The organism is Streptomyces sp. NPDC049813 (genome assembly GCF_044465085.1).
GTDB lineage: Bacteria > Actinomycetota > Actinomycetes > Streptomycetales > Streptomycetaceae > Streptomyces.
In genome coordinates this window covers 1-24,224 of sequence record NZ_JBITLI010000021.1, presented here as the reverse complement: position 1 = coordinate 24,224, position 24,224 = coordinate 1, and the positions used below count along the sequence as shown (strand labels likewise).

Here is a 24,224-nt window from a genome sequence, read left to right as displayed (position 1 = left end):
GCGCCCCGGACAGGGCTGCGCCACCCCGCCACCCGGAGGGGGTTAACCCCACCCCAAGACACCGAGCCTCCCCATGGTTCGGGACGGGTCACGGCGCGAGGCTCTGTGTATGACCTCGACGATGCTTCCTCCCACCGCGGAGACCGACCGCTTCACCGACCATGAGACCGGCCGTCAGGCCGTCGCTCACCACGACCCGCGCCGCACCCGCACCCGCACCCGGCCCGGTTTCTGGCGGGCGCCCTTCGCCGCCGCCACCTACCGCGAGGTCGGGTACGTGCTCACCTCGCTGCCGGCGGCGATCGCCGGGTTCGTGCTCGCCGTGACGATGTTCGCCCTGGGGGTGGGCACGCTCGTGATCTGGGTCGGGCTGCCGGTGCTCGTCGCCGCGCTGGCCGGGGCCCGCGGGCTCGGGGCGGCCGAGCGGGGCCGGGCCCGGTCGCTGCTCGGGCTGGACGTGGCGGCGCCCCGGGTCCGGGCGGGCGGCCTGCGTGGACGGCTGGCGGACGCCGCGGGGTGGAAGGCGCTGCTGTTCCAGACCGTGATGTTCCCGTGGCGGGTGCTGTCCTTCGTGCTGTCCGTGACGTTCCTGGTGACCGGCTGGGTGGTCGCGCTGTTCCCGGCGTACTCGTGGGTCTTCCACCGCTACCTGGACTGGCCCGGCTACCGCCTCTACGACTTCACGACCGACGCCGGTGTGCACCACGCCTTCTACATCGAGTCGCCCGCGCAGATCGCCGCGGTCTCGGCGGTCGGCCTGCTGTTCGTCCTCCTCACGCCCCAGCTGGTGCGCGGCCTGACGAACGTCGACCGGCTCGCGGTCCGCTCACTGCTCTCCAAGTGACGTGCCACGCGTGAGCACCGGGCGCAGCGCGTCCAGCACGGTCGCGTCGTCGACGGTCGACGGCACCGGTTCGTCGAGCCCGTCGGCGATGCCGCGCATGGTCCTGCGCAGGATCTTCCCGGACCTGGTCTTCGGGAGCGCGGCGACGACGGCCACGTCCTTCAGCGCGGCGACGGGGCCGATCCGGTCGCGGACGAGCCGCACGAGGTCGGCCTCGACCGCGCCGGGGCCGGCCGCCACCCCCTCCTTCAGGACGACGAGGCCGCGCGGCACCTGCCCCTTGAGCGGGTCCGCCACGCCGATGACGGCGCATTCGGCGACCGCGGGGTGGGAGGCGAGGACCTCCTCCATGCGACCGGTGGAGAGCCGGTGCCCGGCCACGTTGATGACGTCGTCGGTGCGGCCCATCACGAAGACGTAGCCGTCCTCGTCGATGTGCCCGCCGTCGCCGGTCAGGTAGAAGCCGTCGTAGGCGGAGAGGTAGGAGGCGACGAACCGCGCGTCGTCGTTCCAGAGCGTGGACAGCGCCCCGGGCGGCATCGGGAGGCGTACGACGAGCGCGCCGTCCTCCCCGGCGGGCGCCGGGTTCCCGGTCGCGTCGAGCACGCGCACGTCCCAGCCGGGCAGCGGCCGGGTGGGGGAGCCGGGCCGGGCGGGGGCCGCCTCGATGCCCATCGGGTTGGCGACGACGGGCCAGCCGGTCTCGGTCTGCCACCAGTTGTCGACGACGGGGACGCCGAGCAGGTCCCGCGCCCAGTGGTAGGTCTCGGGGTCCAGCCGCTCCCCGGCCAGGAAGAGGTGGGCGAGGCGGCCCAGGTCGTACCCGCGGGCCAGTTCGCCGTCCGGGTCGGCCTTCTTGATCGCCCGGAGCGCGGTCGGCGCGGTGAACAGCGTCCTCGCCCCGTACTCCGCCGCGACCCGCCAGAACTGGCCGGCGTCCGGCGTCCCCACCGGCTTCCCCTCGTACAGGACGGTCGTCGCGCCGGCCAGCAGCGGCCCGTAGACGATGTACGAGTGGCCGACGACCCAGCCCACGTCGGAGGCGGTGAACATCACCTCGCCGGGGCCGACGTCGTACACGTTCTCCATGGTCCAGCGCAGGGCGACGGCATGGCCGCCGCAGTCGCGGACGACGCCCTTCGGCCTCCCGGTCGTGCCGGAGGTGTAGAGGATGTACAGCGGGTCGGTGGCGGCGACGGGCACGGGCGCCGCCGGGCGTGCCGCGCGCACGGCGTCCGCCCAGTCCAGGTCCCGCTCCCCCAACTCGGCGACGCACTGCGGCCGTTGCAGGACGACGCAGGCCCGCGGCCGGTGGGCGGCCAGCTCGACGGCCCGGTCCAGGAGCGGCTTGTACGGGACGACCCGCGCGCCCTCGATCCCGCAGGACGCGGAGACGACGACCTTCGGGGCCGCGTCGTCGATCCGCACGGCCAGCTCGGGCGCCGCGAACCCGCCGAACACCACGGAGTGCACCGCCCCGATCCGCGCGCACGCCAGCATCGCGACGACGGCCTCCGGCACCATCGGCATATAGATGACGACCCGGTCCCCGCGCCCCACCCCGAGCCCGGCGAGCACTCCCGCGAAGGCGGCGACCTCGTCGGTCAACTCCGCGTACGTGTAAGTGTGTTGCTGCCCGGTGACCGGTGAGTCGTGGATGAGGGCCGGTTGCGCGCCGCGGCCCGCCGCCACGTGCCGGTCGAGCGCGTTGTGGCACACGTTCAGCTCGCCGTCCGGGAACCACCGGTAGAAGGGCGCCCGCCCCGCGTCGAGCGCCCGCTGCGGCACCACGTCCCAGTCGATCGCCCGAGCGGCGCCGAGCCAGAACCGCTCGGGGTCGTCGGTACTGGCGCGGAAGACTTCCTCGTACGACGTCATCGGCCCCGCACTCCCTTCACGTAGCGCCCGAAAGACGGGAACACGATCGGGTCAGGCCATCACCGCCGTCAACAGGACCACCGCGTCCGTCAGCGCCAGCAGCCCATGGCGTTCCTGGGGGATCGCGCGGAGTTCGTTCGCGGTGAGGTCCGTGGTGCCGGAGGCGGCGGTGAGGCGGACGCGGCCGCGCAGGACGAGGAGGGTGGCGGCCTGGGGGGTGTTGTGCTCCTCCAGGGCGTTGCCCTCGGTCAGGGCATGACGCTCTGGCGCAGGGGGTCCTCGCGGACGAGGACGTCGGCGCTGCGGCCGTGCGCGTCGCGGTGGGCGGCGGCCAGGTGTTCGTCGGGCAGGGTCGTCAGGTCGTACGTCGTCGTCATGGGCCCAGGGTGGCCCTGGTGGCCGCCGGGCGCGATGTGTGGCGGCCGATCGGTTCAGGGAGCGGCCGGTGGGGGTGGTGCCGCGCGGCCCGGGCAGGTGTGGGCGACCGTGTCCGCGAAGGCGCGGGCCAGCGGGGAGAGCGCGGACCAGCGGCGGACCGCCCAGCCGGCCCGGAGCGGGGGCAGGCAGGGGACCGGGAGCAGGGTGAGGCCGGGGGCCGGGGTGCCGCCGGGGCGGCGCAGGCCCGGCAGGTCGGGGACGAGGGCGTGGCCGAGGCCCAGTTCGGCCAGGTGCACGGCGGTGTCCCAGTCGGCGATGCCGGTGCCGGCGGCGGGGCCGCCCACCAGGCCCAGTTCGGCGAACCGTTCGTCGAGGTGGGCCCGGGACGTGGAGTGCGCGGGCGGCAGGATCAGCTGGGCCGAGGCCCGCAGCTCCTCGGGGCCGGCGTGGGGCCGGGCCGCCAGGGCGTCGTCGTCGCGGACCGCGAGGACCCAGGGCAGCTCGACGACCGGGCGCAGTTCGATGCCGCGTTCGGGCGCCCCCATGGTGATCCAGGCCAGGTCGAGGTCGTGCGCGGCGAGCGCCTCGAAGCAGGCGCGGCTGGAGCTGACCGTCTGGAACTCCAGGCCGACCCGCGGATGCGTGCGCCGGAACGCGACGATCGCCGCCGCCATGAAGTGGCGCACGGACGTGGCGCCCGTCGTCACCCGCACCGAGCCGCTCTCACCGCGCGCCAGGTCGTCGAGGCGGCGCAGCGCCTGGTCGAGGGCGCCGAGTCCGTCGGCGGCCGCGGCGCGCAGGATGCGGCCCGCGGGGGTGGGCACGACGCCGCGCGGACGGCGTTCGAGGAGGCCGACGCCGACCTCTCTCTCCAACCGCTTCACGTGCTGGCTGACCGCGGACTGCGTACAGGACAGCTCGCGTGCGACGGCGCTGAGGCTGCCCGCCCGGCAGACGGCGACGAAGACGCGGAGGTCGTCGAGGGTCACGTGGGCCAAGCTACAGCTTGGGGGTGTGCAAGGGGACCCGAGGATTGACTTGGGGTGCGGCCGGGAGCACGATCAGGCCAGGCCGGCCCAGGGCGGCAACCCGGCGCGGAGGTCGCGAACTCCCGCCGGGTGCCGACCCGTTCCTCGAACGCGGAGTGTCCACGTGGACGTAGTGGAAGCAGTGGCGATCGGCGCCGCGGGGGTCGCCGCGGGCGGGATGAACGCCGTCGTCGGGTCCGGCACCCTGATCACGTTCCCGACGCTGCTCGCCTTCGGGTGTCCGCCGGTCCTCGCCAACGTCTCCAACAACGTCGGCCTGGTGCCGGGGGTGCTGAGCGCCGCCTACGGCTACCGGCGCGAACTGCGCGGCCAGCGCCGCCGGTTGCTCCGGTTCGGCGCCGCCTCCCTGCTCGGCGGGTTCACCGGCGCGGTGCTGCTGCTGCGGCTGCCGGACGCGGCGTTCCGCGCCGTCGTGCCGGTGCTGATCCTGACCGCCTGCCTCCTCGTCCTGCTCCAGCCGCGGCTGAACCGGTGGACGAAGGAGCGGCGGCGGCCCGGCGCCCGCACCGACGGCGGCATCCCGATGTGGCTGGGCGTCCTCGGCACCGGCGTCTACGGCGGCTACTTCGGCGCGGCCCAGGGCGTCCTGCTCATGGGCATGTTCGGCGCCGTGCTCCGCGACGACCTCCAGCGCCTGAACGCCGCCAAGAACGTCCTCGCCTCCCTGGTCAACGGGGTCGCCGCCGTCGTCTTCATCGCCGTCGCCGACATCGACTGGACGGTGGCCGCGCTGATCGCCGCCGGCTCCACGGCGGGCGGCCTGCTCGGCGCCCGGCTCGGCCGCCGCCTGCCGCCGGCCGCGATGCGCGGGGTGATCGTGGTGGTGGGGGTGACGGCTTCGGTGCTGCTGCTCGCACGCGGGTGAGGGGACGTGGCCCGGCGGACGCCCCACCCCCCTTTGCGCACCGGCGGACCCCCCACCCCCTTGTACCCGCCGTCGGCCGACCACCGGCTCCTACCGGCGGCTCCTACCGGCGGTAGAACGCCAACTGCGCCCGCTTCCGCGCCAGATACACCTCGGGCAGGTCGATCTCGGGCAGCACGATCTCGCCCGCCACCTCGAAGCCCGCCCGCTCGAACAGCGCGATCGCCTTGTCGTTGCGGGCGTCCGGCTCGGCGACCAGGCGCTTGCGGCCCAAACCGTCGAGCGCGTACGTGACGAGCACCCGCACCAGCGACTCGGTGAACCCGTGCACCGTGCCGCCCGCCGCGGCGGGGCCGACCAGCAGGTGGACCCCGATGTCGCCCTCCTGGACCTCGTAGCACTCGCTGACCCGGTCCGCCTCGGGCTCGTACGTCTGGAACAGCGCGACGGGGACGCCGTCGAGCCGGACGAGGTGCGCGTGGTGCGTGGTGAGGGTGTCCATGTGCGCGTAGATGCCGCGCACGTCCTCCCGGTCCAGGCCGGTCATCCCCCAGAACCGGGCCCGTTCCTCGCTCACCCACGCGTGCAGGACGTCGATGTCGGGGCCGGCCGGGTCGACGGGCGTGAGCCGGAAGGTGCCGAGGCCGTCGACGGTCTCCTCGTACGTGGGAGGCGTGGGAGGCGTGGGAGGCGTGGCGGGCGTGCCGGACGCACCCGGCGTGGTGGCGTCGGCCGCGTCCGGGCTCGCGGGGGTCCGCACCGTCTCGGGTGTCGCGTCGGGCATGAGGGTCTCCTTCGTGAGGCGGGCGAAGTCGGTGACGACGGCGGCCAGTTCGCCGCGCAGCCACAGCGGGAGCTGGTCGCGGTGGTGGGCGGAGCCGGGTACGCCGCTGGCGCCGAGCGGCACGATCCAGCGGCTGTTCTCGCGGTCGGCGAGGTCCCAGACGTAGCGGGCGGCGGGGCCGCGGGCGCTGAGGTCGGTCAGCCCGGGCACGCTGGACGTGGACAGGACGCAGTCGTGGTCGCCGTCGAGGGGCGGCCGGTCGGCGTCCGGGTCCGGCAGCGCCTGCCAGGGCGCGAGCCGGTGCAGCTCGCCCCAGGTGGTCTCCGGGTCGCCCGCACTCTCCTCGACCGCGGCGCGGACGGCGGCGAGCCGGTCCTCCTCCGGCAGCCGGTCGCCGGCCAGCAGGTGCTCCAGGGCGAACGCGATCCGCGGCACGAGCGCGAGCCACGGCCGGAACACCTCGGGGTAGGCCGGGGTCAGCTCCGCGAGCGGCGCGAACAGGTCGTGCCGGGCCAGCTGCCGTACGACCCGGGAGCGGACCCGCGCGTACGCCGCCGCCCGGCCGCTGCCCGCCGCCATGTGCCGGTCCCAGTCCAGCAGCCGTGCCCGGAGCGCGGCGGCCGCGGGGGAGAGCCCGTCGAGCCGTTCGACCAGGGCCAGCAGGGGCGCGCACGAGGCGAGCGCGGTGTCGGTGTGCACGGCGCCCATGTCCCCCGCGCCCCACTCCTTGCGCTCCTCCAGCAGCGTCCGGATGCGCGCGGCCCGGTGCGGCGGCGCGAACTCGACGCCGAGCGGGGCGGCGAGGGACCGTTCGTTGGCCATGACGGCGATCCCGTCGACCCCGGCGCGCGGCAGCGGCTCGTACCGGCCGCGCCACGCGTACCGCTCCTCCCAGGCGGGCACGGTGCACAGCATGTTCCGCGCGTCGCGCACGGGGACGGTGCCCGCGACCCGGTGCAGCAGCCCGCCCGCGGTGTCGGCGGCCAGCACGACGTTGACCGGCTCGGCCCAGCGGTCGAAGGCGCGGTCGACGTCGGCGACGGTGCGGGCCCGCAGCAGCGCGGGCAGGGCGCTGAAGCCCAGGTCGGCGTGGACGCGGGCGGGTTGGCGCAGGCTGATGCCCTCGCCCTCGTCGGGGCCGCCGATGACGACGACCCCGCGGTCGGTCTCGACGACCTCGACGCCGTCCTCCGTGTGCGCGTGGGCCGGGCGCCACCCGTCGGGGCCGAGGGCCTCCACGCCGCCGCCGGCCGTGCGCCGCAGCCGCTCGCGGTACAGGTCCTGGTAGTCGGCCATGGCGTTGGTGATGGCCCAGGCCACCGACCCGGTGTGGCCGAAGTGGCCGATGCCCGGCACCCCGGGCACGGCGAGCCCCACCACGTCGAACTCCGGGCAGGCGAGCCGTATTTGCTGGTAGACGCCCGGGTCCTCGATGAACCGGTGCGGGTCCCCGGCGATCAGGGCGCCGCCGTCCGCGGCGAGCGCGCCCTCGACGAGCCAGCCGTTGCTGCCCGAGGTGCCGGGCCCGTCGGTGGCGAACAGCGGGACGGCGTCCTCCCCGAGCCGCCGGGCGACCTCGTCCCGCCACAGCTTCGTGGGGAACCCGGCGAACAGGACGTGCGTCGACAGCCACACGCCCAGCGGCGTCCAGGGCTCCCAGCGGCCCGGCGCGGCGTGGGCACGGGCGAACTCGGGTGCGGTGGCGCCGTGCCTGCGGAGCCCGTCGTTGACGCCGTCGACGTAGGCGCCGACCCAGGCCCGGGTCGCCCCGTCCAGGGCGTCGAGGCAGCGCCGCGCGGTGTCCGCGAGCCGGGCCCGCCGGGCGAACTCGTCCCAGCCGCGCGCGGTCGCCCCCAGCAGCCGGGCCGAGGTGCCGAGCATCCGGTGCCGCTCGACCTCCAGCTGCCAGGCGCGGTCGGCGGCCGTCACGCATCCCTGCGCGTACGCGAGGGCCGTCGCGTCGCCCGCCCGCAGATGGGGTATCCCCCAGGCGTCCCGGAAGATCTCGAAGTCCACCGCGCCGGGCACGTTCACGCGTCCCCCACTCCCTCTCCATATTTATTAGGGGAGCCTAACCTAAGACTCGGCGTCCTCTTCAGGTCGGTGCCCTCTTCAGTTCAGGCCCTCTTCAGGCCGGCGCCCTGTCCAGGTCGGCGTCCTCTTCAGGCGGCGCCACCGCGTCACCCCGCCAGGCCCGCCGTAGCCCATGAGGGCGGTTCTGCCCGCCCGGAGGGCACGTCACCGGCGCGGACGTGGGACAAGACGTTCATGAGCGCCGCGCCGCCGACCGTCGCCCCGGGCCACTCCGCCCGGGGCTGGGCCCGCGCGCTCGTCCGTGCCCTCGGCGGCCTCGCCGGCCTCGCCGGCCTCGTCGGCCTCGCCCTGCTGATCGCGCCGCTGGCCGCCGCGCCCGCACAGGCCGCGGCCCCGCCCCCGGCCGCCGTGGCCTCGGCCGAACCGGGCGAGCTCCAGCAGGACGTCCCCGGGGCCGCGCTCCGCCTCCCGACGGGCCACCCCACCCGGCTGCCCACCGGCCCGCGCCGCTGCCGGCCGGTCCCGCCCCGCCCGGAGGCCCCGTCCCGCCGGGACTCCGCCGACCCCGGCGTACGCCAGTCCCACCGCGCCCTGCGCACCGTCGTCCTGCGCTGCTGACAGATCCCGGCCCCGGATCCGTCACGTATCGACGCACGACCTCGGAAGGACGACCCCTCATGCCCAAGGACCCGTACACACTGCTGCGCGCCCTGTTGCGCGCGGAAGCCGCGCGTGACACCCGGGCGGCCAAGGCGGCCGCTCCCCCGGCGAAGGACCCGCGGGGGACCCGGGCCCCGCAGGAGAAGAACGGCCGCTGACGGACGGCGGGCCGACGCCGGAACGGCGGCCGGCCCGCCACCCCCGGCGCCTCTCGTCAACACCGGGCCCCCCTTCCCCCGGACGGGCCGACCGCCTCGCGAGATCCCCCGGCCCCCCGCCCCAGCCGCCACGAAAGTCTTCCCCTTTCATCCGGATTCACGGCAGTATTTCCAGGAGCCGCACTCCGTCTCCATGGCTGCGCCCGGAGAGGCTCGCCCGGTAGGCTTTCCGTGTGATCTTCAAGCGCATCGGAAACGGCCGGCCGTACCCCGACCACGGCCGGGAAAGCACCCGGCAGTGGGCGGACGTCGCGCCGCGCCCGGTCCGCCTCGATCAGCTGGTGACGACCAAGGGCCAGCTCGACCTCGAAACGCTGCTCGCCGAGGACTCCACGTTCTACGGCGACCTCTTCGCGCACGTCGTGAAGTGGCAGGGCGACCTGTACCTGGAGGACGGCCTGCACCGCGCCGTCCGCGCCGCGCTCCAGCAGCGCCAGGTGCTCCACGCCCGCGTGCTCGAACTGGGCTGACGGCGCCCCGGATTGGGCCGACCGGCCTCCGCGTTGGCCCTTTTGGGTGCCCTGTACGCCGTACCGTGATCATTTAATAGGCATCGTCGCCGTGCGGCATTACGCTGCGCTCATGAGCATGCTCACTCCCCCCGGCATGGGCGGCAAGTACCGCATCACGGGGGACAAATACCCCCGGATGCGCCGTGGCCGCCCGCGCGGCCGGATCGTGCTCGCCGCCGTCGCGTCCCTCGCCGTGATCGGTCTGATCGGCTGGGGATCGCTGCAGCTCTTCCACGTCTTCACCGGCGGCGACAAGGCCAGGGCCGCGGGCCCGGCCCCCTGCGCGAAGCGGGCGAGCGCGTCGCCGGCCGCCGCGCGGACGACGAGCGGCAAGCTCCCCGCCCCGGCCCAGATCAAGGTGAACGTCCTCAACGCCACGCCCCGCGGCGGCCTGGCCAAGAAGACCGCCGACGAGCTGAAGAAGCGCGGCTTCACGATCGGGGACGTGGGCAACGCGTCGAAGGCCTACGACAAGAAGGTCAAGGGCGTCGGCATACTCCTGGGCGCGAAGACGGCGGCCCAGGCGGCGCTGCCGGTGCTCGGCACCCAGCTCGCGGACGCCGAACGCAAGACCGACGGCCGGGCCGCCCCCGCCGAGGTCGACCTGATCATCGGCACCAAGTTCACGGCGCTGACGGCCAAGCCCAGCGCGGACAAGGCGCTGGCGACCCTGTCCCGGCCGAAGCCGTCGCCCTCCGCGACACCGGCCTGCACGTAAGGAAGCGGCCGCCGTCCCGCCACGGACGATGACGGCCGTGAGGCCGCTCGCGCGGTCCTGACAGAAAGCCGCGGTGGCTTCCGTTCGAGATCGAACGGAAGCCACCGCGGCTCTGTGCGCTCATGGGACGGGCGGGCCGGCGGACGCCGCCCCGCGCCTGCCCGGCCGCGAAGCTGCTCCGCGCTACTCCGCCGCCCCGTACATCCGGTCGCCCGCGTCGCCGAGACCCGGAACGATGTAGCCGTTCTCGTTCAGCCGCTCGTCGACCGACGCCGTCACCACGGTCACCGGCGTCCCCGCCAGCTCCCGCTCCATGATCTCGACGCCCTCGGGCGCGGCGAGGAGCACCACGGCGGTCACGTCGTCCGCGCCGCGCTTGATGAGCTCCTGGATCGCCGCGACGAGCGTGCCGCCCGTGGCGAGCATCGGGTCCAGGACGTAGACCTGGCGGCCGGAGAGGTCGTCCGGCATGCGGGTCGCGTACGTGGAGGCCTGGAGCGTCTCCTCGTCGCGCACCATGCCGAGGAAGCCCACCTCGGCCGTCGGCAGCAGCCGGACCATGCCGTCCAGCATGCCGAGCCCGGCGCGCAGGATCGGGACCACCAGCGGGCGCGGGTACGACAGCTTCACCCCGGTCGTCCGCGACACCGGGGTGTCGATGTCGACCTGCTCGGTGCGCACGTCCCGGGTCGCCTCGTACGCGAGCAGGGTGACCAGCTCGTCGGCGAGGCGCCGGAAGGTCGGGGAGTCGGTGCGCCGGTCGCGCAGCGTGGTGAGTTTGTGCGCCACCAGCGGGTGGTCGACGACGTGAATCCGCATGTCCTCAACAGTAACCGGGGGCCACGGCCCGGGCTCCCCGCGTGCGGTGGCATCAAGCGGCGCAGCGGGGGGAAAGTGGAGGGAACTCGTCGACAGCGAGGGACAGGGGTGGTGGTGAGGCGATGCCCGACCAGGAGCGTCAGGGGCGGCCCGTCCGGGGGCCGGAGCCCGGCGAGCCCATGGAGTCGGACGCCGAACGCAGGCGCCGGCGCGCCCTGTTCCTGCGCGAGCTGACCGAGGCGCGGGAGCTGCGCGCCCGCGTGCAGCCGCGCCGCGCGCGGGCCGCGCGGATGCGCCGGCAGATGAGGATGCGCACGTTTCGCTGGTGACTCGGCGGTGACATACAGGTGACAGGCCTCACAAGGGACCCTCCCGCCGGGGGCGCGCCGCGAACACAGGGCGCGGAAGACCTCTCTTGGAGCCGTACTTTCTGCCACGATTCCGAGTGGGCGGGGCGTGAACTGCGCTCCCGTCTCCAAGACTCCGCCGGGGGGACCCCCGACCGGCACCTGAGACCAGTGGGAGAGTCACGGTGTACTTCGCCGCACTGCTCGCGCGCACCGAAGACGGGTGGGAAGCGAGCGACACAGAGCTCGACGACGTGGAGACCTTGTCGGACCTGTCCGACCTGGCCCGCGAGGCGTTGGCCGAGGCCGGCGCCGAGGACGACACCGTCCTCGTCTTCATCGAACAGGAGGACGCGTGGTTCGGCGTCGTCCGGGTGGACGGCGAGGACGACCCTCGCATCTACGTCTCGGACGCCGCCGCGGCCGCCCGCAGCAGCTACGGCGAGATCCTGCTCACCGACGAGCTGCTCGGGAAGGATCCGGACGACCTCGACGACGACCTGGACGCCCTCGACCTGGACGGTACGGAGGACGGCGACACGAAGACGGCCGACGACGAGGACGAGGGGAGTGAGGGCGCGGGCGCCGAGATCGTGCCGCCCGGACCGATCGGGGACACCGAGATCCTCGCCGACCTGGGCGTCCCCGAGAAGGAGCTGCTCGCGCTCGACGGCGTGGACGCGCTGAGCGAGATCGCGGACGCGCTGGGCGCCGCGGAGGTGCTCGAGACAGTGCGCTGAGCCGCCCGGGGATAGATTCCGGGGCGTGACACCCCCCGAATCCCCCGGGCCCGCGCCCGGCCCCCGGCCCGCACCGGACCCCGTACCCGATCCCGAGCCCGTGCCCGATTTCGACCCCCGGCCGGACCCCGTACCCGATCCCGACCCCCGGCCGGATCCCGTAACCGGCCCCGACCCCGTACGAGACCCCTGGACGTCCGCCATGCGGCAGGCCCTGGCCGAGGCCGGGCTCGCCGCGGCGGGCGGGGACGTGCCCGTCGGCGCCGTGCTGCTGGCGCCGGACGGGGTGAGCGTGCTCGCCACCGGGCACAACGAACGCGAGCTGACCGGCGACCCCACCGCCCACGCCGAGGTCCTGGCGCTGCGGCGCGCGGCGGCGGCCCTCGGACAGTGGCGGCTGACCGGCTGCACGCTCGTCGTCACGCTGGAGCCCTGCACCATGTGCGCGGGCGCCGCCGTCCAGTCCCGGGTGGACCGCGTCGTCTACGGGGCCCGCGACGAGAAGGCCGGAGCGGCCGGCTCCCTGTGGGACGTGCTCCGCGACCGGCGCCTCAACCACCGGCCCGAAGTCGTCGGCGGAGTCCTCGCCGAGGAGTGCGCGAAACCCCTCACGCGCTTCTTCAGGGATACGGATTTCAGACCACGGCCCACCTTGGGCTAGGATTCCTCTCGGTAGCGTGTCCGAGCGGCCGAAGGAGCTCGCCTCGAAAGCGAGTGTGGGGAAACTCACCGAGGGTTCAAATCCCTCCGCTACCGCAGAGAGAAGGGCCCGGTCCGTTGGACCGGGCCCTTCGTGCTGTCCGCACCGGGTCCGCGGGAGTGAGCGCGAAGGGGTGTGGGTGCGTTGGAGCAGCCGCGGGTGGTCGGGGCCGGGGGCGGTGATTTCGGCACGGCGGGCGGCAGTTCGGGGGGCCTCGTCTGGTACGCGGCGTACGGGTCGAACATGCACCTCGACCGGCTCGCCGTGTACATCCGGGGCGGGTGGCCCGCGGGGGCGGCGCGGGGCCGGCCGCGTGGTCGGGGGTGCCGGGACACCGCGATGCCGGTGCGTTCGGTGCCGGTGGAGCTGCCGGGGCGGGTGTACTTCGCGACGCGGTCCCCGGTGTGGGGCGGCGGGCGCGCGTTCTACGACCCCGGGGCCGCGGGCCGGGTCCTGGCCCGCGCGCACCTGGTGACGGCGGAGCAGTTCGCGGACATCGCGGCGCAGGAGATGTACCGGGAGCCGGGCCGCGACCTCGACCTGTCCGGGGTCCTGGCGGCCGGGCGCGCGGTGCTGGGCCCGGGGCGGTACGAGACGCTGGTTTGCGCCGGGTGGCTGGACGGGGTGCCCGTGCTGACGTTCACCGCTCCCTGGTCGCTGGGCGAGGTCCCGTACGTGGCGCCGGCGCCCGCCTACCGGGAGCTGCTGGCGGCGGGGTTGCGCGCCACGCGCGCGTGGCCGGACGCGGACATCGCGGCGTACCTGGCCGGGTGCCCCGGCGCGGAAGGCGGGGCGGGGGAAGCGGCATCGGGGGGACAAGCCGCTTCCCCCGGTGAGGACGGACTCCCGTAAGCGCACGCCCTGTCGGGGGGAAGCGAGCGGCGCGCGCCCCGCAGTCGGGGCCGTCCCTGCCCGCCGGATTCCTGCCAGATCCGCCGGGCTCACCATCCATCCTGCGCCACTCCCACACGGTGTCGGCACAGCAAAAGACCTGTTGCCACGGGCCGTTGGTCCTGGCGTTCGAGCGAACACGCGGACGAGTAGACTCGCGCCCGGCAACAGGGGCCACATGGGGAACAGAAGTGGCGCGGGCGCGGGCACGGGGAGGCCGAACGTAGTGCAGCCGAAGAAAATTGCTCTGTTCGTCGTGGTCGTCTTCGTGCTCTACGTGGTCATCACCGACCCCGCCAAGGCCGCCGACTACGTCCAGATAGGGTTCGAGGGCGTCTCGTCCGCCGCGCAGTCCATCGGCGACTTCATGACCTGGGTCGCCAACGGCGGCAAGTAGCCCCGAACCCCCGCAGGAGAGCACTGCCGTGATCCGCCACCTGGTCCTGTTCAAGCTGAACGACGGCGTGAGCCGTGACGAACCGCGCGTCGCCGAGGGCGCCGCCGCCTTCCAGGCGCTGGGCGGGCAGATCCCCGAGCTGACGTTCTGGGAGTGCGGCTGGAACATCAGCGACCGGCCCATCGCCCATGACTTCGCGATCAACTCCGCGGTCGAGGACACCGAGGCGCTCAAGCGCTACCTCGAACACCCCGCGCACCAGGCGGGCGTCGCGCAGTGGCGGGAGTTCGCCACGTGGGTGATCGCCGACTACGTGTGCTGACCACGGCCCCGGTCCGGGCTCCCGGAACCCGGGCCGTACGGCCAAACGGCCCCTCCCCGCAAGGGCGAGGGGCTTTTTCAGGTCCCGATCACCATCTGTACCGACTTGCCCGTCAACACGTAGTTATACGGTGCTTGCACACAGTGCACATGTCTTGTGATGCTATGACCGCTTTTGACGGATGAATGGACGGATACAGAGGTGGGGTTGACCGTGCCGGCCAGTACTGCACCTCAGGCACCGCCCGCGAAGACCACGCGCGGTGCTGACACACGGGCCCTCACACAGGTCCTCTTCGCCCAGCTCAAGGACCTGCCGCCGGGCAGCCCGGAGCACTCCCGGGTGCGCGGCGCGCTCATCGAGGCGAACCTGCCCCTCGTGCGGTACGCGGCGGCCCGCTTCCGCAGCCGCAACGAGCCGATGGAGGACGTCGTCCAGGTCGGCACGATCGGGCTGATCAACGCCATCGACCGGTTCGACCCCGAGCGCGGGGTGCAGTTCCCCACCTTCGCCATGCCCACCGTCGTCGGCGAGATCAAGCGCTACTTCCGCGACAACGTGCGGACCGTGCACGTGCCGCGCCGGCTGCACGAGCTGTGGGTGCAGGTGAACGCCGCGAGCGAGGACCTCACCACCGCCTTCGGACGCTCCCCCACCACCGCCGAGATCGCCGAGCGGCTGCGCATCGGCGAGGACGAGGTGCTCTCCTGCATCGAGGCCGGCCGCTCGTACCACGCGACGTCCCTGGAGGCCGCGCAGGAGGGCGACGGGATGCCGGGACTGCTCGACCGGCTCGGCTACGAGGACCCCGAGCTCGACGGCGTCGAACACCGCGACCTGGTCCGCCACCTCCTGGTCCAGCTGCCCGAGCGCGAGCAGCGCATCCTGCTGCTGCGCTACTACAGCAACCTGACCCAGTCGCAGATCAGCGCCGAACTGGGGGTCTCCCAGATGCATGTGTCAAGGCTCCTCGCCCGCAGTTTCGCCAGGCTACGATCCGCAAACAGGATCGAAGCGTAGCTGGAACGGGTAGACCGGCCCCGCGGGGATTTCCCGCCGAAAACCCCGTCCCCACCCGCCACACCCCCTGCGTCCTGCGGCGATACGCCCCTTCCATGTCGACATGTCACTACAGCGTGTTGCCGACATGTGACATTCTGCTGGAACGGCGTTTGGCGCAACCTCACATCCGGTATTCAGGTGGAGGCTGCGCTCTTACCTGACGGGAGCGTCCGCCGCGACCGTCCGCGACCTCAAGGGGGTGGCATGTCCGCAGACCAGGGCAGCTCGAAGGTGCTCACGCTCACGCCCGGCGCGTCCGACGACGCGCATGCGTCCACGACCGCCGCGCTGATCGACTCTCCCGTCCCGGTGTCCCTGCCGGCCCAGGAGCCGGGGACCCCCGAGGCGTCCGGACCGGCGCAGGCCCCCGAGCCGGCCACCTCCTCGGCGGCCATCGACACCCGCACCCTGTCCCGTTCCCTGTTCCTGCGCCTTGCCACGCTCGACGAGCAGTCGGCGACCAGTGCCGAGCGGGCCTACGTCCGCGACACCCTCATCGAGCTGAACCTGCCGCTCGTGCGGTACGCGGCGGCCCGCTTCCGCAGCCGCAACGAGCCGATGGAGGACATCGTCCAGGTCGGCACGATCGGGCTGATCAAGGCGATCGACCGGTTCGACTGCGAGCGCGGCGTCGAGTTCCCGACGTTCGCGATGCCCACCGTGGTGGGCGAGATCAAGCGCTTCTTCCGGGACACGTCCTGGTCGGTGCGGGTGCCCCGGCGCCTCCAGGAGCTGCGGCTGGCCCTGACCAAGGCCTCCGACGAGCTGGCGCAGAAGCTGGACCGCTCGCCCACCGTCCCCGAGCTCGCCGTGGTGCTCGGCGTCTCGGAGGAGGACGTGGTCGACGGCCTGGCGGTGGGGAACGCGTACACGGCGTCCTCGCTGGACTCGCCGACCCCGGAGGACGACGGCGGCGAGGGCTCGCTCGCGGACCGGCTCGGCTACGAGGACACGGCGCTCGAAGGCGTCGAGTACCGGGAGTCCCTGAAGCCGCTGCTGGCCAAGCTGCCGCCGCGCGAGCGCCGGATCATCATGCTCCGCTTCTTCGCGAACATGACGCAGTCGCAGATCGGCGAGGAGGTCGGCATCTCGCAGATGCACGTCTCGCGGCTGCTGACCCGGACGCTGGCCCAGCTCCGGGAAGGCCTGATCGCCGACTGACGCCCGGCCCGCGCCCCGCCAGGACCGCCCCGCACCCGTGCCGGGCGCCGGTCCGCGGGGCGTACGGGGTTCTCAAATGACGGCCCGTCAGACACACTGGCGCGATGCTGCGGACGTGGATACGAGGGCGCCGCGGGGCCGCCGTCGGGGCGGCCCTGGGCGCCACGGTGTGTCTGGGCACGGTCGCCGCCCTCGGCGGGGGCGACGGGCCCGAGGGGTATGTGGCCGTCGGCGCCGCCGGGGGTTCCTCGGGGAGCCCCGGCCAGAGCGCCACGCCCGACGGGAAGGTGCGGCTGCTGCCGCTGGACCCGGCGTCGCCGACACTCTCCGGGCCGCCGTCCGGCACCCCGGGGTCGTCGTCCGGGGCCGCGACGTCGCCCGGGCCCACGGGTGCGGGCGGTGCGGCGGCGGGCTCGGGCGCGGGAAGCGCGACGGGCTCCGCGGGCGGGTCGGCCGGATCGGCCGCCGGTCCTGGCGATGTACCGGCGCGCGGAGCGACGGCCGGTGGGGCGGCGGCCGGCGGGACGACGGCCGGCACGTCCGGCACGTCCGGTACCTCCGGCACCGCTGGGACACCCGGAACGTCCGGGACATCCGGCTCCGGCGAGGGCGGCACGGGCGGCTCCGGCTCCGGCTCCGGCTCCGGCGGCAACCCGACGCCCGGACACGGGAGTTCGGGCTCAGGAAGCTCGGGCGGCGGCACGACGCCCCCGCCCGCGCGCCCGGCCGCGCTCGAGGTGGGCAAGCCCGTCCTCGCCGACGCCGACCGGCGCTGGTGCCAGGCCGTGACGCTGGCGCTGCGCAACTCCGGTGGCAGCGCGGTGCGTTCGGGGACGGTGACGTTCGGGACGCACATCATCGGCGCGCTCGGGGTCGACTGGGCGACCGTGCGGTCCACCGAGAAGCTCCCCGTGCCCCTGGGGGCCGGGGAGGAGAAGAAGAAGACCTGGACCGTGTGTGTCGCGTCCTGGCGTGTCCCGCTCGGGATGCACGTCGAGACCCGCGACGTCTCCGTCGACTGGACGTAGCCGACCGGACGGCGCGGCCGCGAACGGCGGCCGCGCGGGCGCTACTTGAGCGCCAGCCACGCCACCGCGGCGATCACGACGACGGCGACGACGATGCCGATGATCAGACCCGCGCCGGGGCCGGACTTGACCGGAGCCGCCTGCGCGCGCGGAGTGGGAGTGCCGCCCTCGTCGACGAAGGCGCGGAACATCTGGGTGCTGCCCGCGGGGTCGTAGTTGCCTTCGGGGTTCGGGCCCTGGGGGTTGGTTGCCATGGGGCAGGACCCTAGCGAATCGGCGCGACGGGCGCCACAGTCCACCGAAAGCCGACCTGAGCTGCGGCTTTACCTTTGCACACCCTTGCTTTGCCGTGATTTTAGGGTTGAACGCCCCTTTTAGTTTGCCTGCGGCAACCAACTGCTTCTATGGTTGCCGCAAGCAACGAATAAGATATCGGTCAGGAGGTGCTGTGGCCGCACAGCGTCATTACGACGAGCTGGCCCGTCAGCTCAGTGCCTTCGGCGCCGTCAAGAGGGATATGGCGCGCATCCTGCCCCACGACTGCCCGGCCGGCTCCGCCGCGGTCCTCACGCTGCTCAAGCGGTACGGGGACATGCGCATGAGCAGGCTGGCCGAGCTACTCGCGGTCGACATGTCCGTGGCCAGCCGCCACGTGGCCCACACCGCCGACCGCGGCTGGATCGAGCGACGCCCCGACCCCGCTGACAAGCGCTCGCGCATCCTCACCCTCACCGCCGAGGGCCACGAGCGGATGGAGGACCTGAACGTCCGTACGACCGAGCTGCTCGCCGAACGGCTGAGCGACTGGTCCGACGACGAGGTCAACCAGCTGATCGCCCTCATGACGCGGCTGCGCGACAGCTTCGGCGACTGCCGGACGACGACGTCCCGCGGGCAGTTCGCGGTCGCCGCGCAGGACCCGGCTCCCGTTCAGACCACCCGTACACCCGCGTAAACGTAAGAAAAGGAATCCCATGGCAACATCCACACCGTCCGGTGTGCGGGGCAGCCATGCCGCCAAGCACGGAGGCGCCGCCCCCGACGCAGGCGCTCCGATGACGCACCGGCAGATCATGGAGGCGCTGTCCGGGCTGCTGCTCGGCATGTTCGTCGCGATCCTGTCGTCGACGATCGTCACCAACGCCCTCCCGGAGATCGTCGGCGACCTCGGCGGCGGCCAGTCCGCCTACACCTGGGTCGTCACCGCCTCGCTGCTCGCGATGACCGCGACGACGCCCCTGTGGGGCAAGCTCGCCGACATCTTCAGCAAGAAGGCGCTCGTCCAGATAGCCCTGATCGTCTACGTCGGCGGCTCGGTCGTGGCGGGGCTCTCGCAGAGCCCCAGCATGCTGATCGCCTGCCGTGTGGTCCAGGGCATCGGCGTCGGCGGTCTGTCCGCCCTCGCGCAGATCGTGATGGCCGCGATGATCTCCCCGCGCGAGCGGGGCCGCTACTCCGGCTACCTCGGCGCGACCTTCGCCGTCGCGACCGTCGGCGGCCCGCTGCTCGGCGGTGTCATCACCGACACCTCGTGGCTCGGCTGGCGCTGGTGCTTCTACGTCGGCGTGCCCTTCGCGATCATCGCGCTCATCGTGCTCCAGAAGACGCTGAAGCTCCCCACGGTCAAGCGGGACAACGTCAAGGTCGACTGGGCCGGTGCCTTCTTCATCACCGCCGCGGTCTGCACCCTGCTCCTGTGGGTGACCTTCGCCGACGACAAGTACGACTGGATGTCGTGGCAGACCGGCGCGATGGTGGGCGGCGCGGTCGTGCTCGCCCTGATCTTCCTGCTCGTCGAGGCCAAGGCCGCCGAGCCGATCATCCCGCTGCGGCTGTTCCGCAACCGCACCATCACGCTCGCCTCGATCGCCTCGCTCTTCGTGGGTGTCGCGATGTTCACCGGCACCGTGTTCTTCTCGCAGTACTTCCAGCTGGCGCGCGGCAAGTCGCCGACGATGTCCGGTGTCATGACGATCCCGATGATCGGCGGCCTGTTCATCTCGTCGACCGTCGCGGGCCAGATCATCACCAAGACCGGCAAGTGGAAGGCGTGGCTGGTCTCCGGCGGCGTCCTCATCACGGCGGGCCTCGGCCTGCTCGGCACGATCCGCTACGACACCCCGTACTGGCGCGTGGCGATCTTCATGGCCCTGATGGGTCTGGGCATCGGCATGATGATGCAGAACCTCGTGCTCTGCACCCAGAACCAGGTGGCCCCGCAGGACATCGGCTCGGCCAGCTCCACGGTCACCTTCTTCCGCTCCCTGGGCGGTGCGATGGGTGTCTCCGCGCTCGGTTCGATCATGTCCACCCGGATCACGCACTACGTGACGGACGGCCTCGCCGACCTCGGCCCCAAGGGCGCCGCCCTGGGCCACGCCGGCACCGGCGGCGGCGCCATCCCGGACCTGTCGAAGCTCCCCGCGCCGCTGCGCACCATCATGGAGAGCTCCTACGGGCACGGCATCGCCGACGTCTTCCTGATCGCCGCGCCGATCGCGCTGCTCGCCCTCATCGCCACGCTGTTCATCAAGGAGGTTCCGCTGCGTACGTCGGGCGGCCTGGACCAGGCCAAGCAGAACGAGGCGGCCCCCGCCGCCCCCGCCGCCGGGCCCGTGCAGGGCCAGGACGAGCGGGTGCCGAGCCTGGTCGGCGCGGGTGCCCCCGCCGCCGACACACAGACCCAGCCGCTGGCCGCGGTGGCCTCCGCCGGCGGCGACGCCCCGGTGCAGGCCGCGGGCGGCGGCACCCCGGTGCGCGGCTTCGTCCGCGGCGCCGAGTCCGCCCCGGTCCCGCGGGCCGCGGTCACGCTGATCTCCCTCGGCGGACGGCAGCTGGGCCGCGCGGTCGCCCAGGGCGACGGTTCCTACGGAGTGGACGCCCCCGGCGCCGGCTCCTACGTGCTGATCGCCTCGGCCGACGGCTACCAGCCGCAGGCCTCCACGGTCCTGGTCGGCGAGGAGCCGGTCACCTACGACATCCTGCTCAGCGGCACCAGCGGCCTGAGCGGTGTCGTCCGGGCCGCGGAGACCAAGGCCGCCGTCATCGGCGCCATGGTCATCGTGACCGACGTCCGCGGTGACGTCCTGGCGACCGGGCTCTCCGGTCAGGACGGCGAGTTCACCTTCGCCGAGCTGGTGCCGGGACCGGTGACCGTCGCGGTGAACGCCGCGGGCCACCGCCCGCTGGCGCTCCCCGTCGAGGTGGGCGGCACCGGTGTCACCCGCGTCGAGCTGGAGCTGAACTCCGGCTCCCAGGTGCAGGGCACCGTGCGCGCCGCGGGCCGTTCGCTGAACGACGCGCGGGTCACGCTGATCGACGCCGCGGGCAACGTCGTGGCGACGTCCACCACCGGTGAGGACGGCGCGTACGCCTTCACCGACCTGGACGGCGGCGAGTACACGGTCATCGCGACCGGCTACCCGCCGGTGGCCACGCACCTCAGCGTGCAGGGCAGTGGCATCGACGGCCACGACATCGAACTCTCGCACCCCGGCGAGTAGTTCGCGCACGTCCCGGCAGGACCCCGGTCCGGGCGGCTCGCGCTTCGAGCGGAGACGCGAGCCCCCCGGGCCGGTTGTGGGAAAGGGGCCCCGGACCCGGTGGCGTCGTTAACGGCAGGGGACGGCCGAGACGTCACGGGCCGGGGCCCGTTCACGTCCGGGGTCACCCCGATTCCCTTACGTGTGTGAGAACTTGAGCTAGGAGTTGTGTCTGATGGGACTGAGTGCGCGGATCCGTACGCGGGACGGCTGGGCCCTGCCGCACGCCGTCGTCACGGTGACCGACATGACGGGCGCGCAGGTGCTGCGGGCCGAGGCCGACGACGAGGGCGCCGTGCACGACGCGGCCGCCCTGACGCCCGGCCCCTATACGGTGATCGTGACCGCCGTCGGGTACGCCCCCGTGGCCTCCACCGCGCTGGTCACGGCGACCGGCCGGGCCGAGGTGGGCACGGTCGTGCTGGCCCGCCAGGGCGGCGCCGAGCTGCCGCCGCCGGGGCCCTGGACGGTCGACCCGGCGCACTCCACCGTCGCGGCGACCGCGCAGCACCTGGGGATCACCAGCGTGCACGGCCGGTTCACCGACTTCACCGCCCGCGTCGACATCGCGCAGGACGTGGAGAAGTCCCGCGTCGAGGCCGTCATCCGGGCCGCGTCGATCGACACCGGCAACGGCATGCGCGACGGCCACCTGAAGTCGCCGGACTTCCTGGACGTCGAGACGCACCCCGAGATCACCTACCGGTCCACCGGGCTCAGCCCCGCGGGCGCCGACCGCTGGACCGTCCACGGCGAGCTGAGCCTGCACGGCGTGGTCCGCCAGGTCGACCTCGACCTGAGCTACCTGGGCACCGGCGCCGACCCCTGGGGCGGCACCCGTGCGGCCTTCAAGGCGACGGCCGAGCTGAAGCGCGAGGACTTCGCGATGAACTACAACCAGGTCGTCCAGGCCGGTATCGCGGCGATCGGCGCGACGCTGAAGGTGGAGCTCGACATCCAGGCGGTCCAGGGCGACGCCCTGCCGCAGGTCTGAGCCCGTCCGGCGGTCCCGGTCTCAGCCGGGGAGGCGTTCGGTGAACTCCCCCCGGCGCGGCGGCACTCCGCCGACCCGGGTGACCAGCCGGACGCACACCTCGCGCAGCTTCACGTTCTCGTTCTGCGAGCGGCGGCGCAGCAGTTCGAGAGCGGTCCGCGCGTCGCAGCGACGCTGGGTCATCACGATCCCGATGGCCTGGTCGATGACGCCGCGCGAGAGCATCGCGGCCCGCAGGTCGGCGCCGACCTCGCGCTCGCGCTCGATCCGCAGCGCCACGGCCACCGCCCCGGAGGCCTGGGCGGCGAGCCTGCGGGCGCTCTCCCGCCGGTCGTGGAACGCGTCGCGCTCACCGGCGTAGAAGTTCAGGGCGCCGTAGACGCCGTGGTCCAGGGCGAGCGGCAGGGCCAGCATGGACCGCACGCCCCGCTCCCGGGCCGCCGCGGGGAACGGGGCCCAGCGCTCCTCGGCCGCCAGGTCCGGCGCGTGCTGCTCGGTGCATTCGTGGGCCGCCGTCACGCAGGGCCCGGTCTCCGCCTCGTACTGGAGCTGGTCGAGCCCGCTCACCAGGCCCGCGCTCGCCGCGACGGTCCGCAGCCGCCTGGCCCGGTGCAGGGTGACGCTGCACGCCCCGGGCCGCGCCACGTGCGCGGCCCGCTCGGTGAGCTCCTGGAGGAATCCGTCGAGACCGTCGCACTCGGCCAGGGCGCGGTAGAGGGCGCCCGTGTCCAGGGTGTGGGCACAGGGGGAGAGTCCGTGTCCGGCTGGGGTCTCGGCTGGACTGTTCATTCCCTACGGATGTCCCGGAAAAGGTCGCTCACGCGTCGCGCGGCCGCGCCGCGGAGTCCACGTACCGCTGTGCCAGCTCCCTGAGCTTTATGTTCTGCTGCTGCGAGGCCCGGACGAGATGGTCGAACGCCTCGGCCGCGTCGACCCCTTCGCGCGCCATGAGCAGCCCGGTGGCCTGGCCGATGAGGTCCCGGGTGCGCATCGCCTCGGTGAGCTGTTCCTGCACGGTGGCGGAGTCGTGCGCCACGGAGACGTGGGCGGCGAGCATCCGGCCCACGCGCAGGCTCGTCTCGTCGTGGCCGCCGGGCTTGCGCCCGTACAGCACCAGTGCCGTCAGCCGGTTGCGGTCGGTGCGCAGCCGCAGCGCGAGCACGGCGCGCACCCCGAGCACGGACAGGCTCTGCCCCGGGCCGTTCTTCTCGGTGGTGTCCGCGAGGGTGGCGACGGGCGCGGACCACAGCTGCTCCCAGAAGGCCCGGTGGCCCGGCATCCCGGTCAGCGCCTGGGCGCTGCGGGCCACGTCGTCGCTCCAGGCCACGGAGTCGGGCACGAGGTCGCGGCCGACGGTGACGATGCCGGCGTGGTCGACCCCCGGCACCAGGTGCACGGCGAGGCGCACGGCGGTGCGGAGGGTGGCGTGGGGACCGGACTGCTCGTGCAGCTGACGTGCGGCGACGGTCAGCGCTTCCGCCAGCTGGAAACCGGCAGAAGAAAAGGGCACATCGGGAAAACTGGGCGCAACCACCACGAACCTCTTCAGCGAGCGTGCCCAAAACGGACATGCGCGGGGAGAGCTCCGCAGCACATTCCCGACTGCGAGCGCAGGACGTACAAACTCTATCCGTTTCCTTAAGGCGACGTGGATTTGCGGAGGAGGCCCGCGCGGGCCCCGCTTCGGTGGTGGAATGGAACCGGGTCAGGAAGCGGCTCGTCGTCCATCGACCGACCACCAGTACCGGCATGGCAGGTGAGCCCCTGTGCCCGCATCCGTTCAGCTGGCGCCCGTCGACATCGCGGACCGCACGCTGCTGACCTTCCCGGCGGAGATCGACCTCGGCAACGCGCGGTTCCTCCTCGCCGAGGCGTGCGCCCTGGCGGACGAGCGGGCAGGCGAGTGCCGCGCGTTCATCCTCGATCTGACCCGCACCGTCTTCATCGACTCGCAGGGCGTCTGGCTCCTGTGCGAGCTGCGCACCTACCTCCTGAGCCGGTACGGGTCCCTCATGCGGATGGTGGTCCCCGGCGACGGCCTCGTCCGGCGGGTCCTGACGCTCGCGCAGACCCGGCGGGACGTGCCGCTGCACGACAGCGTCGAGGACGCGCTGCGGGCCTGCGAGGAGTGAGCGTCCGCGCGGCGGCGGTGCGGTGCGCCCGCCGCCCGACGGGTGCGGCCTAGGTGTTCTGTCCTGGGAGGTTGTGGACGGTGAGGCAGGTCTCGGCTGAGGGATCTTGAAACAGGTGAGGGCCTTCCGGTTCGGTGTGGATTGCGACG

At 73.4% G+C, this 24,224-nt stretch carries 26 protein-coding genes, 1 tRNA gene and 1 pseudogene; 20 read left to right on the top strand and 8 right to left on the bottom strand.

What is annotated here, in order from left to right:
• Positions 1–109: 109 nt before the first annotated feature.
• A complete protein-coding gene (locus ACIBW6_RS31870; protein ID WP_399065814.1) occupies positions 110–844 on the top strand; it encodes a sensor domain-containing protein in 735 nt (244 codons plus the stop codon).
• On the opposite strand, the gene ACIBW6_RS31865 is transcribed toward ACIBW6_RS31870, so the two are convergent.
• From ACIBW6_RS31865 to ACIBW6_RS31855, 3 genes and pseudogenes are all read right to left on the bottom strand, one after another.
• Positions 827–2,722, bottom strand: coding sequence for an AMP-binding protein (locus ACIBW6_RS31865; RefSeq protein WP_399065811.1), 1,896 nt, complete (start codon positions 2,720–2,722; stop codon positions 827–829). The genes ACIBW6_RS31870 and ACIBW6_RS31865 overlap by 18 nt on opposite strands.
• A 51-nt stretch (positions 2,723–2,773) precedes the next feature.
• A pseudogene (locus tag ACIBW6_RS31860) lies at positions 2,774–3,099 on the bottom strand (cupin).
• A 54-nt stretch (positions 3,100–3,153) separates the two neighbouring features.
• The gene (locus tag ACIBW6_RS31855; RefSeq protein ID WP_399065809.1) at positions 3,154–4,089 is read right to left on the bottom strand and encodes a LysR family transcriptional regulator; all 936 of its coding nucleotides are present in this window, start codon (positions 4,087–4,089) and stop codon (positions 3,154–3,156) included.
• A 217-nt stretch (positions 4,090–4,306) separates the two neighbouring features.
• Here ACIBW6_RS31855 and ACIBW6_RS31850 point away from each other — a divergent pair, with 217 nt between their 5' ends.
• Entirely contained in the window at positions 4,307–5,014 is a 708-nt protein-coding gene (locus ACIBW6_RS31850; RefSeq protein ID WP_399065980.1) for a sulfite exporter TauE/SafE family protein, read from the top strand.
• Between the two features lie 103 nt (positions 5,015–5,117).
• Here the strand turns inward: ACIBW6_RS31850 and ACIBW6_RS31845 are convergent, their stop codons facing one another.
• Positions 5,118–7,832 (bottom strand): GNAT family N-acetyltransferase, encoded by a 2,715-nt coding sequence (locus ACIBW6_RS31845; RefSeq protein ID WP_399065807.1) that lies wholly within the window; start codon positions 7,830–7,832, stop codon positions 5,118–5,120.
• A gap of 234 nt (positions 7,833–8,066) precedes the next feature.
• Between ACIBW6_RS31845 and ACIBW6_RS31840 the strand changes: the two genes are divergently transcribed.
• The 4 genes from ACIBW6_RS31840 (at position 8,067) to ACIBW6_RS31825 (ending at position 9,940) form a co-directional block, all read left to right on the top strand.
• Complete coding sequence (locus ACIBW6_RS31840) at positions 8,067–8,450, top strand: hypothetical protein (protein ID WP_399065804.1); 384 nt, start codon at positions 8,067–8,069, stop codon at positions 8,448–8,450.
• A gap of 59 nt (positions 8,451–8,509) precedes the next feature.
• Positions 8,510–8,650, top strand: coding sequence for a hypothetical protein (locus tag ACIBW6_RS31835; RefSeq protein ID WP_399065801.1), 141 nt, complete (start codon positions 8,510–8,512; stop codon positions 8,648–8,650).
• A gap of 233 nt (positions 8,651–8,883) precedes the next feature.
• Positions 8,884–9,180, top strand: coding sequence for a type II toxin-antitoxin system VapB family antitoxin (locus tag ACIBW6_RS31830; protein ID WP_003955420.1), 297 nt, complete (start codon positions 8,884–8,886; stop codon positions 9,178–9,180).
• A 112-nt stretch (positions 9,181–9,292) separates the two neighbouring features.
• Positions 9,293–9,940, top strand: coding sequence for a LytR C-terminal domain-containing protein (locus tag ACIBW6_RS31825; protein WP_399065799.1), 648 nt, complete (start codon positions 9,293–9,295; stop codon positions 9,938–9,940).
• Positions 9,941–10,123: 183 nt separating this feature from the next.
• Here ACIBW6_RS31825 and upp read toward each other — a convergent pair whose 3' ends face one another.
• Positions 10,124–10,759 carry a uracil phosphoribosyltransferase gene (upp, locus tag ACIBW6_RS31820; RefSeq protein WP_356489810.1) on the bottom strand — a complete coding sequence of 212 codons (636 nt, stop codon included), beginning with the start codon at positions 10,757–10,759 and terminating at the stop codon, positions 10,124–10,126.
• Positions 10,760–10,881: 122 nt separating this feature from the next.
• Here upp and ACIBW6_RS31815 point away from each other — a divergent pair, with 122 nt between their 5' ends.
• From ACIBW6_RS31815 to ACIBW6_RS31770, 10 genes are all read left to right on the top strand, one after another.
• Positions 10,882–11,088: a hypothetical protein gene (locus ACIBW6_RS31815; protein ID WP_399065796.1), complete on the top strand. Its 207-nt coding sequence runs from the start codon at positions 10,882–10,884 to the stop codon at positions 11,086–11,088.
• A gap of 203 nt (positions 11,089–11,291) precedes the next feature.
• On the top strand, positions 11,292–11,846 hold the full coding sequence (locus ACIBW6_RS31810; protein ID WP_399065794.1) for a hypothetical protein: 555 nt from the start codon (positions 11,292–11,294) through the stop codon (positions 11,844–11,846).
• A 202-nt stretch (positions 11,847–12,048) separates the two neighbouring features.
• Positions 12,049–12,507 (top strand): tRNA adenosine(34) deaminase TadA, encoded by a 459-nt coding sequence (gene tadA / locus ACIBW6_RS31805; RefSeq protein ID WP_399065791.1) that lies wholly within the window; start codon positions 12,049–12,051, stop codon positions 12,505–12,507.
• Positions 12,508–12,517: 10 nt separating this feature from the next.
• Positions 12,518–12,602 (top strand) — tRNA-Ser (locus tag ACIBW6_RS31800).
• A gap of 187 nt (positions 12,603–12,789) precedes the next feature.
• A complete protein-coding gene (locus ACIBW6_RS31795) occupies positions 12,790–13,398 on the top strand; it encodes a histone deacetylase (protein ID WP_399065979.1) in 609 nt (202 codons plus the stop codon).
• A gap of 265 nt (positions 13,399–13,663) precedes the next feature.
• Complete coding sequence (locus ACIBW6_RS31790) at positions 13,664–13,834, top strand: hypothetical protein (protein ID WP_399065788.1); 171 nt, start codon at positions 13,664–13,666, stop codon at positions 13,832–13,834.
• A gap of 28 nt (positions 13,835–13,862) precedes the next feature.
• Positions 13,863–14,156, top strand: coding sequence for a Dabb family protein (locus ACIBW6_RS31785; protein WP_399065786.1), 294 nt, complete (start codon positions 13,863–13,865; stop codon positions 14,154–14,156).
• Positions 14,157–14,357: 201 nt separating this feature from the next.
• Positions 14,358–15,176, top strand: coding sequence for an RNA polymerase sigma factor SigF (locus ACIBW6_RS31780; protein ID WP_399065785.1), 819 nt, complete (start codon positions 14,358–14,360; stop codon positions 15,174–15,176).
• A 246-nt stretch (positions 15,177–15,422) separates the two neighbouring features.
• Entirely contained in the window at positions 15,423–16,379 is a 957-nt protein-coding gene (locus ACIBW6_RS31775; RefSeq protein ID WP_399065782.1) for an RNA polymerase sigma factor SigF, read from the top strand.
• Between the two features lie 104 nt (positions 16,380–16,483).
• The gene (locus tag ACIBW6_RS31770) at positions 16,484–17,407 is read left to right on the top strand and encodes a hypothetical protein (RefSeq protein WP_399065780.1); all 924 of its coding nucleotides are present in this window, start codon (positions 16,484–16,486) and stop codon (positions 17,405–17,407) included.
• A 41-nt stretch (positions 17,408–17,448) separates the two neighbouring features.
• On the opposite strand, the gene ACIBW6_RS31765 is transcribed toward ACIBW6_RS31770, so the two are convergent.
• On the bottom strand, positions 17,449–17,661 hold the full coding sequence (locus tag ACIBW6_RS31765; RefSeq protein ID WP_399065777.1) for a hypothetical protein: 213 nt from the start codon (positions 17,659–17,661) through the stop codon (positions 17,449–17,451).
• 194 nt (positions 17,662–17,855) lie between these two features.
• Here ACIBW6_RS31765 and ACIBW6_RS31760 point away from each other — a divergent pair, with 194 nt between their 5' ends.
• The 3 genes from ACIBW6_RS31760 (at position 17,856) to ACIBW6_RS31750 (ending at position 21,943) form a co-directional block, all read left to right on the top strand.
• Positions 17,856–18,362 (top strand): MarR family winged helix-turn-helix transcriptional regulator, encoded by a 507-nt coding sequence (locus tag ACIBW6_RS31760; RefSeq protein ID WP_399065775.1) that lies wholly within the window; start codon positions 17,856–17,858, stop codon positions 18,360–18,362.
• Positions 18,363–18,381: 19 nt separating this feature from the next.
• On the top strand, positions 18,382–20,910 hold the full coding sequence (locus tag ACIBW6_RS31755; protein ID WP_399065772.1) for an MFS transporter: 2,529 nt from the start codon (positions 18,382–18,384) through the stop codon (positions 20,908–20,910).
• Positions 20,911–21,124: 214 nt separating this feature from the next.
• Positions 21,125–21,943, top strand: a complete 819-nt coding sequence (locus ACIBW6_RS31750; RefSeq protein ID WP_399065770.1) for a YceI family protein — start codon at positions 21,125–21,127, stop codon at positions 21,941–21,943.
• Positions 21,944–21,964: 21 nt separating this feature from the next.
• Here ACIBW6_RS31750 and ACIBW6_RS31745 read toward each other — a convergent pair whose 3' ends face one another.
• Positions 21,965–22,732, bottom strand: coding sequence for a GAF and ANTAR domain-containing protein (locus ACIBW6_RS31745; RefSeq protein WP_399065768.1), 768 nt, complete (start codon positions 22,730–22,732; stop codon positions 21,965–21,967).
• Positions 22,733–22,760: 28 nt separating this feature from the next.
• Positions 22,761–23,453: an ANTAR domain-containing protein gene (locus ACIBW6_RS31740; RefSeq protein WP_399065766.1), complete on the bottom strand. Its 693-nt coding sequence runs from the start codon at positions 23,451–23,453 to the stop codon at positions 22,761–22,763.
• Positions 23,454–23,709: 256 nt separating this feature from the next.
• On the opposite strand from ACIBW6_RS31740, the gene ACIBW6_RS31735 reads away from it, so the two are divergent.
• Entirely contained in the window at positions 23,710–24,075 is a 366-nt protein-coding gene (locus ACIBW6_RS31735; protein ID WP_399065764.1) for an STAS domain-containing protein, read from the top strand.
• Positions 24,076–24,224 lie beyond the last annotated feature (149 nt).